Origin of the sequence: Mesotoga sp. B105.6.4 (assembly GCF_002896535.1) — a bacterium.
Classification (GTDB): domain Bacteria; phylum Thermotogota; class Thermotogae; order Petrotogales; family Kosmotogaceae; genus Mesotoga.
This window is the reverse complement of record NZ_JWIM01000055.1, coordinates 1-10,588: the sequence shown is the minus strand read 5'-3', so window position 1 is coordinate 10,588 and position 10,588 is coordinate 1. Positions and strand designations below refer to the sequence as shown.

General features: G+C 48.0%; 8 protein-coding genes. 7 read left to right on the top strand and 1 reads right to left on the bottom strand.

Annotated elements, in window-relative coordinates; all coding sequences use genetic code 11:
* Positions 1 to 1,783 precede the first annotated feature (1,783 nt).
* The 4 genes from RJ60_RS11435 to RJ60_RS11420 are packed head-to-tail and all read left to right on the top strand — an operon-like array spanning position 1,784 to position 6,399.
* On the top strand, positions 1,784 to 2,401 hold the full coding sequence (locus tag RJ60_RS11435; RefSeq protein WP_103134754.1) for a hypothetical protein: 618 nt from the start codon (positions 1,784 to 1,786) through the stop codon (positions 2,399 to 2,401).
* Between the two features lie 5 nt (positions 2,402 to 2,406).
* Positions 2,407 to 2,973 carry a hypothetical protein gene (locus RJ60_RS11430; protein ID WP_103134753.1) on the top strand — a complete coding sequence of 189 codons (567 nt, stop codon included), beginning with the start codon at positions 2,407 to 2,409 and terminating at the stop codon, positions 2,971 to 2,973.
* Between the two features lie 34 nt (positions 2,974 to 3,007).
* Positions 3,008 to 3,787, top strand: coding sequence for a hypothetical protein (locus RJ60_RS11425; RefSeq protein ID WP_103134752.1), 780 nt, complete (start codon positions 3,008 to 3,010; stop codon positions 3,785 to 3,787).
* On the top strand, positions 3,754 to 6,399 hold the full coding sequence (locus RJ60_RS11420) for a hypothetical protein (protein ID WP_103134751.1): 2,646 nt from the start codon (positions 3,754 to 3,756) through the stop codon (positions 6,397 to 6,399). The genes RJ60_RS11425 and RJ60_RS11420 overlap by 34 nt, the downstream gene beginning before the upstream one ends.
* On the opposite strand, the gene RJ60_RS11415 is transcribed toward RJ60_RS11420, so the two are convergent.
* On the bottom strand, positions 6,396 to 6,929 hold the full coding sequence (locus tag RJ60_RS11415) for a hypothetical protein (RefSeq protein ID WP_103134750.1): 534 nt from the start codon (positions 6,927 to 6,929) through the stop codon (positions 6,396 to 6,398). The two genes, RJ60_RS11420 and RJ60_RS11415, sit on opposite strands and share 4 nt — an antisense overlap.
* Positions 6,930 to 8,338: 1,409 nt before the next feature.
* Here RJ60_RS11415 and RJ60_RS15835 point away from each other — a divergent pair.
* The 3 genes from RJ60_RS15835 to RJ60_RS16285 all read left to right on the top strand — a co-directional run bounded on the left by RJ60_RS15835 (position 8,339) and on the right by RJ60_RS16285 (position 10,359).
* On the top strand, positions 8,339 to 8,722 hold the full coding sequence (locus RJ60_RS15835; RefSeq protein ID WP_219725885.1) for an FAD/NAD(P)-binding protein: 384 nt from the start codon (positions 8,339 to 8,341) through the stop codon (positions 8,720 to 8,722).
* On the top strand, positions 8,719 to 9,831 hold the full coding sequence (locus tag RJ60_RS11410) for an NAD(P)/FAD-dependent oxidoreductase (RefSeq protein WP_219725884.1): 1,113 nt from the start codon (positions 8,719 to 8,721) through the stop codon (positions 9,829 to 9,831). The genes RJ60_RS15835 and RJ60_RS11410 overlap by 4 nt, the downstream gene beginning before the upstream one ends.
* 396 nt (positions 9,832 to 10,227) lie before the next feature.
* Complete coding sequence (locus RJ60_RS16285; protein WP_258001922.1) at positions 10,228 to 10,359, top strand: hypothetical protein; 132 nt, start codon at positions 10,228 to 10,230, stop codon at positions 10,357 to 10,359.
* Positions 10,360 to 10,588 lie beyond the last annotated feature (229 nt).

Here is a 10,588-nt window from a genome sequence, read left to right as displayed (position 1 = left end):
TGGACGTGCACACACCCCGTCGACGATCGAGCCGTCGACACCCCTCTCGAGAGGGGATTTAAGATCAAGAGCAAAAGAGCGGTTCATCGTTGACACTGCGTGTCCAAGTTCTTGGTCAAAAACCGCGAGATGATGAGAGAGCAAGAGACGAACTTCATAGAAGATGATGTGGGTAATGATGAGCTGCTCGAACGAGGATTTAAGATCAAGAGCAGAAGATTGGTTCATCAGACACTTCGTGTCCAGGTTCTTAGTTAAAAACCACGAGATGATGAGCTTTAGACACTAGTCATTCGATCGGTTAGTAGCTACTCGCTATCATCGCTGCAAAGGCCGTCCTGGTAAACCCTCCTTGAACCGGGACTGCGAGAAAATATCTCTTGAATCATCGAAACCGACAGGCAGATTCAGTACGCCATCGATCTCTGTTCCATCAACACTTTTCAGTGAAGTCTTCCTTTCTGGACTCTTGCCCTCTTGGGGCTATTGAGCTGAGATATCTGCTATCTTATTCCCATCGAGATAGAGCTTAGAAATCTCGGTTCTGTTGGCTGTAGAGGCAAACCGGCGATTCTCTGTGGAGTTACATTCGGTGCCGTCGCCAGCAGTTTCTTCTTCAAAAGCTCGATATAATTATCTTCGTTGAACAATCATACTGAACGGTCCAGTATTCAATTCGGCTCAGCAAAAAAACCTACTCTGCCCGGACAACGAGTTAAATGATGAGATCATGTTCAACTCCAAGTCGCTTTCTTTACAGATCAGAGAGATTCATAATTTTGAGCAAGCCGTTATCAATTCATGAATCGTCTCCGTCCGACACAACGCACGCAGCTTGCTTCGAATCAGAGGATAAGACACAACCTCTCGCATATGTCAACGAAAGTTCCTGGAGCTCTCTCAGAGCTTATGAGGAACACTTTGACCTTATCGAAGTCTTTCACATCGCTCTTCGGCAGCTGGAACCTTGAAGAATATCTGTTCATTGCGCGTACTAGCGATATACGAAGAATGTGAGCCTTTCATAGGTTCTTCATCTATGTACCGGCAGTCTAAACAGCTTTCTTTTCTTCATTCTCCCTGCTTCCCGGCAAGGCTGCAACGAGAACAAAACGTAATTCTTCTGACTCCATTTCAACTGGCCTATGTTCTTCTCTCTTTCTCCACCGGTTTTCTGAGAAATACAGGTCTATTTGAGCAGGATCCCAAGTAGCAAAACTAATAACGAAATAATCGTTCGAACGTTTATTACACTAATACTGGTCTAATAAATTAACTCAAAGGCTGCGACGGCTTTCGAAAGCATGTCCCCGCTCCAGCCCGCCTGTTTCAACGCACAGGCAACCCTTTTCCCGCCGGGCGAGATAAGGGACTGTTTTCAGAAGGAAGTGTAAGCTGCTCTTCGACCGTAAAGAGCTTCTCGCTCGAATCCTTTCGCTTTCTTCAAAAATATGAACTGCGTCGATAACCTGCACGAACTGGTTATGACAAGCAGTAGAATACTCGAATTCAAGTTTATCTTTTTGCGGATCGACCAGTTGCCACGATCTTTTGTGCAGTCTTCAACTTCTTCGGGCATCTCCCTAGAGTGAAAATGTTACTGTTTGTAATCGCTACGCGAGAACACAGTCGTTTAACCTTAATGAAAAAGACATCAGTCAGTTGGCCGTTTGATCTATAATTGATTTGTGAGCTGGGTTCAGATGCTCGCGAAGAAATCCGGAAATGAAATTGCGTATTAGTATCAACTAATATAGATCATTCAAATTAGATGAGGTGGGTAATGAAAAAGTTTTTCGTAATTCTAGCAATGTCGATTCTAGTGGGTGCTTTTGTAATGGCGCAGGACACTAACACAGACACGCAAACGATCACGATCACGATGAATGAAATTGCGCTTCTTGCGGTAACTGGTGCGGCGGCATCTACTGGGCAAACAACTGAAGACGCTCCAGGCGTGACGATCACAGTAACTCAGCCAGAGTTAGCCGGTGCGGCCCCTGTTGTTTCTGTCGAATACGATCCCACATATCTCAGGTATACATCTTTGAGATTTGCGGGTTTCACGAGAAAGGTAACGACTGAGTTCGACACGATTCCGGCTGGTTTCAAAATATCTCTTGCTGCAGGCGCTACCGACGGTTCTGCTAAGGGAAACGTTGGAACTGGGACTACACTTGAGTTTGTAGGATCAACGCTTAGTGGTGTTCTTGTCACTGGAATTGGCCCAGGTCTTGCTAGGACAGGAACTGAGGCAAACGCCGGCCATCCGCTGACCTACACTGCAGACATAAGTGAGACCGCGCTGAATGATCTTGGAAACGATCTGCCAGACGGTGCTTTCTTGAATGCAGTAGACACAGTTATTTTGGTTACTTTCACACTGGTGGATGAGTCATAAAGTAAATGATCTTCCTTATCAGGACATACATTGCATTGAAGCAGCGCAAAGCGCTGCTTCTTTGTCTTGGCATTCTGATTCTTGCCGTTTCTCTTCAGGCCGTGACGCTTTCAGCAACGGGCAAGGTCTCAACCGACGTAGCCTGGGAGCTTGTCTCGGCTTCACCGGAGTTAGCGGGAGACGGCCCTGCTTTCAGCTCGGGATCTCTTGTCAGCCCCGAGGATGCAACGATGATCGTTATCGAACGCCCTGAGATCGCAGGCGGTCAAGGGAAAGACAGAATGTTCAGAGTCATGGCGACTCTCTCTTCCGGTGCTCAGATTTCTCTCAGGCTCTCGTCGGAGCCGATCCTTTGGAACCCCTCAAACAAAAGGGGTTCTGTTACGCTGCTCTACAACGGATATTTGACGCTTGCCACCCAAGGAGTCGCCAGCGATTTCCTGGATATCGTTTTTCATCCAGTAGGGGAAGTCATAACCTTCTATGTTCAATATCTATTGGACCCGGACGATGTGAGCTTCTTGGGTGACAGTGTAATTACCTTCACGGTTATAGATCTGGGCGAAATATAATACTGTTAGTGTTGTTAAAACGGAGCTGATAAACATGTCAAAGAAGTTCGTCCTGTTCCTCCTAATGCTTTCGGTGATCACGTTGAGGGCAGATGTTCTCATAATAAACGGTCTAACTCATATATTCGCTGCTTCCTCCGGCCAGGTGCTTTCGGGAAGAATCGAACTCCAAAACAACGCGAGCGAGCCGGCGATAGTTCGCTTCTACTTGACAGATTACTTCTTTCACCACACGGGTTCGACGGAATATCCCGAAGCCGGAAGCCTGCAACGATCAAATGCTAACTGGATCGAACTTCAGGCGCCGGAAGTAACAGTGCCCGGAAATTCGAACATGACCTACTCCTTCTCGGTTATTGTTCCATCAGACGAGAATCTTTCCGGCACTTACTGGGGAGTCATCATGGTCGAGCCCATGATCGCTTTCGCAGATGAAGAGCTGGAGGGAATTACAGTCAGAACTAAGACGCGCTACGCTGTCCAGGTCGTCACAAATTTCGGCGAACCTGAATCCAGAAGCATCGAGATTGTTGGAAGAAGTCTCTCGAATAACGACGGAGTCTACTCCTTGATCATGGATATCAAGAATACCTCTGACTGGTGGATGAGACCCGAGGTATCGGCCAGCATCTTCAATCAAGCGGGAGAAGTTGTCGGCGAATTCATGGGTAACACCTTAAGATTGTATCCTCAGACCTCCGGTCGCTTCGTTGTACCCTTTGAAGGTCTCTCTCCAGGAGACTACAGAGTCCTTGCTCTTATAAGAGACGGTGAAGACGTATGGGGCGCTCAGTATTCAATGAAGATAGAGTGAGAGCGGTTCAGTCTCGTATAAGAGTCTCCTTTCTGATTTTTTTCATGCTTTCACTTTCCGCGCTGCTAGGTGCAGTAGATTTTGAACTGGTTCTCTCGACTCCTCCTCCCGGAGAAGTCGTGCCAGGTCAGATAGTCACGATTGCTGTCCTTGTAACAAACAACACCCATGATGATCTAGACTTCGCTGAGGAGCTGTCGCTGCCGCCCGGCTGGCGAAACGTTTTTGGCGTATCAGCCTTTCAGGTGGGGGCCGACTCCTTCGAGATACGCCTTCTAAGCTTCCTCGTGCCCTCCACACCTCTAGCCGGAGAGTATGATGTACGCTATGAAGTCAAAGATCAGAGAGGCGAGTCGGCTGAGCTGAATTTCACTGTCAGAGTGGCCGCGAGCATGTCTTTAGCAATCCGGCTTGTTGAGGCTCCTTCTTATGTAACTGCTGGGGAAGAATACTCGGTCGTATTCTCGGTTGCCAATAACGGCAACGTTCCTGCCTATCTTGAGCTGGGAGCCATTGACAATATGTCATACACTCTAAGGCTAAGTATTCAAAGACTTCAGCTCCAGCCTTCGGCTTCCGGCGAAGTGAAGGTCACCGTGAAAACTTCCGCTTTCCTCACAGAACAGCGAAATCACATTATCATTTTAACGGCGACAGGGGAGTCGGGAGAGGCAGGCCTCGTGTCGGGTCGATCTTCGGTGCTTCTTCTTCCTCCGGCCGATTCCCTGGCAAACAGATTCAGAGTACTGCCCACCAGGCTGTCGATCACTGCCGGTTATTCAGACGGCTTCTTGCTGAACGCGGCTTTGAAGATTGACGGCTTTCTGAATGACGCGAAAACCAGAAGCATAAGTCTGAACGGCTCTCTGCCGATAATTGGCAAAGATGAAGACAACAGATTTTCAATAGATCTACGTTACAGAGGGGAATTGCTTAAAGTCGGATACGGAGTTCTCGGCAGAGCGGGCCTGGCCTCGGTGAATCTTGGAACGTCAGCAAGGGGCTTCGATCTCAATCTAAGTCTTGACTCTCTTAGAATGGGCGCAATACTCTCGGAAGACCTGTCCATTTTGGGGCTCTTCGCAGACTGGAATCTCCTGGAAAATCTATCGGCAGGGGTTGCTGTTGACGGAAGCTTCGGCTCGTCGAATATAATTCATTCATCTCTGGCAATAGAGTCCGGTCTGGAACCGGTCTCGACAAGCTCCCTTCTAAGAGTCTCCTTCCTAGATGGGAAGTACGACGGGCTGAAGCTGGGATATGTCTTTTCCAGCCGCCTCGGCTACTTTCAGCTGAGATCGGCCGCAGATTACTCGAAGAAGATCAGCGGACAGCCCGGAAGCGAAGCGCTCAAACTCGATGCCGCTGTCGTATGGCAGGAACCTGATTCCTACAGGATCTCTTTCGAGGGAACGGTCCAGCGCGATAATCCCTTCGATCTCGCTCTGCAGGGGTTGTTGAACAGCTATTCTCTTCGCGGCAGGTTTGACTTTCCAACCTTTTCCGGACTGAGGATGAGCATGGGGGGTTACTACAATTCAAGCGGCAGCAGGAGCCTGTCAACTCCGGCCGCCACCCTGGGCGGAAATCTGGCAGCCTCATACTATCCGGGGAGTTTCAGCCTATTTGGCTCTCTTTCCGCTCAGCTTAGTCGGATTGAGAACGTTGATAAGAAGACCATTCAGCTTGATGTCTACGGATCTTACAGATTATCGGGAAACGCCTATCTAAACGCGAGGCTTACCCTCAAAGACTACGTCAAGGAAAGATTCGAGACAACGGCTGCATTAGTCGGCACTCTTCTGATGGAAGATGGATACAGATTCGACGGATCACTGACATATGTGATGAACAACTTTGATCCTGTGAAGCTCACGGCCAGAATATCCTTTTCGAAGATCCTTCAAAACGGCGGTTCGATTAACGTTTCGGCCAGTATCGCAATGACGGATAAGACAAACTGGATTCCTTCAGGGGCTTTCACTGCAGGTTATTCCTTCCCCTTTTCAATCCCGTTTTGGCCAAGAAGAGACCTGGGTTCGCTTTCAGGGAAGATCGTAATCTCTTCAGAGGGAAACGAAATACCTTTAGAGGGAGCTGTTCTAAAACTCAACAACCTCGTAGCAATAACTGGCGAAGACGGGAGATTCATGTTTAGCGGGCTGAAGCCCGGCACTTATTTCTTTGACATCGACAATGACTCTCTTCAGAGAGGCTTGATAAGCAGCGATAGGCTGCCGATTGAGATAACAATCTCGGCAAATGAAGAAAAGGATCTTTCAATAACACTGGTCCAGTCGGCGGCTCTTAGGGTTAGGGTAAGGAACATGGAACAGACTCCCCTCTCCATCAGAGGCGTGAATCTCGTACTGGAAAGTGAAGATGAGAGATTCAGACTTGTAACCAGAGACAATGGGGAGATTTCGGTTCCAAATCTAAGGCCCGGCAAATGGCTACTGCGCCTTGAGGCCGGAACACTTCCCAAAGGATTTGTGGCAGACAGGGATACTGTCGAGCTGGAGTTGAAGCCCGGCGACATAATAGAAGTAACTCTTGAAATAAGAAAGAAGAGCGAGGAAATAATCTTTATTGATTCGGGAGTTCTCGATTAACTTTCTGCAAGAGTGAATAAGACTTCCGGATTTACCACACCATCTACTAGCATTTCCGCGGAGAAAATGTTGATATCATAAACCACCATTGCACCATCTGCATCTTCAGTACCGGTCCATCCGCTGCCAATACCTTCAACCACAGGTTGAGGGTCAGCCGTGAGCAAGACTCTTCCACTGGAAACTCCAACCCTTCCCCTTCCACTATCGGGCGCACTGACCGTAATACCAATCTCGAGCACTTCCAGCAAAGAGAAGTCGGAGAGCGAAGCGGTAATCTTTCTCAAACTCCCCGCTTCCGTAAGAGAAGTGTACTTCAAGCGGCCACCTTCAATGTTCTGGAGAAAGATTGCTGACCCGGGTACGATCATCTCCTGGGGGATCTCAAAAGAGACTGATGAGTTCGAGACGTCTAGCAAAGCCACAGATTCAACGATGATTCTCAGTTCCTGAGAAGCAGTGTTTTGTGCACTGAAGACTATCATCACGAGGCAGGTGACGAACACTGCCGATAGTAGCGTCTTTCTCATTAGTCTCACCTCCAAAACATTATCTCTTTAATCAATCTTATCATAATCAATGGATTAATTATACTTAATGACTTAATCTTAATACTTAATCATTTGCCCTACTACTAATCAGCATCTGCCTTCTTCATTTCAGGCATCCTCCGGGTCTTTGTCCGAAGAGTTTACACCCTCTTCTGGATTCTCGATTTGCGCTGTTTGAGGACAGTCGAGGCTCTTGGCTATTGAGACTCCTGCCTACGTTCAGGTAATCAATATCGAGACTTCCACCGCACACTGGAAATAGGGCGAATACAGATGAAGAGATTTCCTTGGTTTGGTGTTTGACAATGCTCTAATTTCAGAGCAATTATCGAAAGTTTGGGGTTTCGGTATATCTAATTCCATAGGAGATCTTTCACATCCTCGACAGTTTCTTCATTTGTTTTCAGGCTTCTTTTTATTGACTTATCTTTCTTATCTGATGAGTTGAGCGCAAAACTTGGTTTGAACGAGAGGAGAATGAATTGATGTTTTGCGTGAAGGGTGCAAGACTTGGTTCTGATCGTTCTTCCAGGTCAGATTTCATCGAGACAATGATTATCAATAAATAGGACTCACTGGTGGAGCGCCATGCGGTTGAAGAGAAGCAGATTCCTGAGACGGTGGGTTTCTTCCAGACATTGTAGGTTAGATTTGCGAACATCTCAAGAGACTCGATGCTTCGGGATTTCCCCGAGGTCTGAAAGATGATGAAATGATTTCGGAGGCTGGAATACCTGCCGCATTTGACGATCTGTTTTCGCAAAGTCTTCCTTAGAATCGATTTCAGACCTGTTCTCACAATATCAAAAAGGGTATATCATTAGACGTGTATTCGAGAAACGCCATATAATTCAGAAGGAATTTCGCTCTGCTGGAGTCATAAGAAGAGATTCTTGAGACTGCATAAGAGTCTCTTGTCCGCATGAAGCGACTCTAGACAAAGACAGTTGCCGTTGTCGGGCAGTTTACGAAGCGAAGAGTCAGCTCGCCACACATTTGATTTTACGATAAGCGTATTCGGAACTCACCATGTACATTACGGCGCGACCAGTATTCGATGCGAGTCAACGAGAACCCTTTCGTGCTTCTTGTAAGTTTCGCTAGCGTACAGTCGCATTAAGAACAGCGCTTTTGCCCTCTAGTAGTTTTGATTGGACGCGACTGGTCGCACCTCTGTTTCGTCGTTGAGGGTGAATTACATACTGGTGGGGAACGGCATCGAAATGTGTGAAAACAATTGATCAAGAGTCCTCATCGATCAAGTATGAGAGAAAGTGAGTCATCTCGGAGCTTACTAGACTCAATTCGGGATTGAAGAGCAAGCTGTGATAAGCCTGGACTTTCAGGATTTCGAAAGCAGTTGGATAGTCGACACATAGGAGGAAAATGTGAGAAACATAGCCATAGTCGGTGCGGGTATTGCAGGTTTGACAGCAGGGATTTACGCTCTCCAAAGCGGATTCGACGTCACTATTTACGAGAGCCACACTATTCCGGGCGGAGCTTCGACAAGCTGGAAAAGGAAGGGGTATCTATCCGAAGGTGGAATGCATTGGCTCACCGGCTCATCCCCGGATACACCTCTTAACAGACTCTGGCGGGAAGTTGGCGCTCTAGACGATAGCGTCGCAGTACACTATCGCGATGTGTTTCTCACATTCGAATACGAGGGACAGCACGCCTTTACCGTGATGTGGAGAGACTCCACAATCATCTTATCGAGCTTTCACCTGAGGATGGAAGAGAAATCAGCAAACTATGCTGCGATTTGAAGAGATTCGCAAAGCTCAATATGCCGGTGACCGACATCAAGGGATTGAAGACTAAGAAGAAGTCATTCATGTCCCTGGGTACGATCTTGAGGATGCTGCCAGCATTACCCAAAATGCCCTACTATGCAAGACAGTCGGCTAAAGAATATGGCATGAGATACAAGAGCGAACTACTACAGCGCCTGTTCGAGAACATCATAGGCCCCGATTACAGTGCTACTGCCCTGGTTTTCACCTTCGCGACTCTGGCCTCCGGCGACGGCGGCTATCCTGAAGGTGGCTCCCTCGGTATGGCTTTGCGTATGGCAAAGAAATTCGATATTCTGGGCGGCAAGATTCGCTACGGAATGCGGGTAAACACAGTTTCGGTGAGAAACGGCATCGCCGACGGTGTTGTCGTGGATGGTGAACTCCTTCAATCGGAGGCCGTGATTGTCACCAGGGACACTCTCTCAGCAATCGACGATTTATTCGATTTCCCCATTAGAGAACCATGGACAGAAAGGATGCGCAAAGTCACAAAACCTTTGCTTAACACATTCATTTGTCTCGGCATTGAGGTCGACCTGGAAGGGCTGCCGGAGAAAATGGGTTTTGTGCCTATGAGGCCACTTATGTGCGGTGGGAAGGAGGAACAAGTTATTAAGATCTGCAATTACGCCGGCTACGAGGGATACGCGCCCAAAGGCTGTACGGCAGTCACCTCGGCAATTATTGGAGATACTTATGATTACTCGAACGCCCGAAAGGAAGACGGCACGTACGAGATTGAAAAAGAAAAGCTGGCAAAGGACTTCATTAAGATATTATCTGAGAAGTTACCCCAGACCGCCGAGAAGACTGCCGTTTGGGATGTGGCAACACCACTAACCTATGAGAGGTATCTGGGATCATTCAAAGGATCCTGGATGACTGTAGCAACCAAGGAGTATAAGATGGAATACTATCCTTCGAAGCCTGAAAACATCCGGAATCTGTACTTTGCTGGCCAGCGACTCAGAGCACCCGGCGGGCTTCCGGTTGCCCTGGATTCCGGAAGAAGAGCTGTTCAGTTCCTGTGCAAGGATTTCGGCATGGTCTTTGGGCGAAGTGAAAAGCCGCCGGCATGAGGAGCAATCCTAGGATTAGTTTCGCAGAAACTGTGATTTAAAGACTGAGTGCGTTTCTTGCTGCGGAGAACAAGGGAATTCAACGCCCGGATAAAGTATTTTCATTCAGGAAAACTCTAAGACTCAAGAACAGCCTTTTAATCAGCTCCGCCAGTGGACAGGAGTGTTTCCTTGATCGTCAGTCTCCCGATTCTCGATTGATCAGTTTCCCAAGACTCTCTCTTGTGTCTTCGTTAGACATAGGGAACTTCTGAACCGGCAGTTGTAATGACAGTAATCGCGACGTTTTTTTCGTTCAAGGGAGTTAACGCCACTGACAAGCCGGTCCTTGTGTGAATTCGTATTTTGCTCCTGATCATCCTGATCTCAAGTCCTCCCTTGAGGGAGGGTCACGAAGTGGCGGAGGGTGTCTGTTTCAAAGAAGAGCATCGAGAGTACGAGATGAGGAGAGAGTACGAGAAACAGGAGAGAGGGAGTTCTCGTCCTCTCGTAAGCGAAGCGAACGTCTCGAAAATGCCCTTTCTCTAGCTTCACGCTCCACTCTCCACCAATCTTAAGAGCGTAGGGTCAAGAGATGGCGCGGTGTAAGTACAGACCTTGTGAGGCCGAGCTGTTTACTCCCCTTTCGGGAGAGTGTCCCCCTCAAGCGGGTCATCTCATCCGTTTCCATCTCCTGCCACCTCAAACCGTACGTGCGGATTTCCCGCATACGGCTTTCCTGTGTGCTTCACCTCAAGGCTTATGTGACCTATCGTGC